The 747-nt window shown below is 65.3% G+C and carries 1 pseudogene; it reads left to right on the forward strand.

Features of this window, described 5'->3' with window-relative positions:
- Positions 1–747: pseudogene (locus IL54_RS02510) on the forward strand (insulinase family protein); the annotation flags it as partial.

Below are 747 nucleotides of genomic sequence, written 5' to 3' on the forward strand. Positions count from 1 at the left end.
TCGTCTCGCCGCGGCCGTTGCCGCCCCGGTCAAGGCGGCGACCAATGTCCGGCTGGCCGACAAGCCGGTGACGATGGATGACCTGCCTGCGCTTGGCGCTCCGGCAACGGTCGTGTCACGCACGGCCACTGGTTTGCCGGGGATGGAGAGCATCACTTTTTCCAACGGCGTGAAGCTGACCCTGTTCGCCAATGATGCCGAGACGGAGAAGGTGCGGATCAACGTCCGCTTTGGTCATGGCCAGCAGAGTTTTTCGCCGACCAAGCCGGTGGCGAGTTGGGCAGGCGGCTATGCGCTGGTCGCCAGCGGCATCGGCAAGCTGGGCCAGCGCGAGCTGGACGAGCTGACCAATGGCCGCCGCATGGGCATGGAGTTCGGCATCGACGATGATGCCTTCGAATTGCAGGCCGTGACCCGGCCAGCGGATTATCGCGACCAGTTGCGCCTGTTCGCGACCAAGCTGGCAGCGCCCGGCTGGGATCCTGCGCCGATCGAGCGGGTGAAGACCGGCGCGATTTTGGCTTATGATGCCATGTCGCAATCGGCTGACGCGGTGTTGGGGCGCGATCTCAACTGGTTGCTGCATGACAAGGATGTGCGGTTCCGCACGCCGTCACGCGAAGAAATCGCCGCGCTGACGCCGCAGGCTTTTCGCGCCGTGTGGGAGCCGGTGCTGGCATCGGGGCCGATCGAGGTGCAGATATTCGGCGATGTGAAGGCGGAGGAGGCGGTCCAGGCGGTTGCCGC

The organism is Sphingobium sp. ba1 (genome assembly GCF_000743655.1).
Taxonomy (GTDB): Bacteria; Pseudomonadota; Alphaproteobacteria; order Sphingomonadales; family Sphingomonadaceae; genus Sphingobium.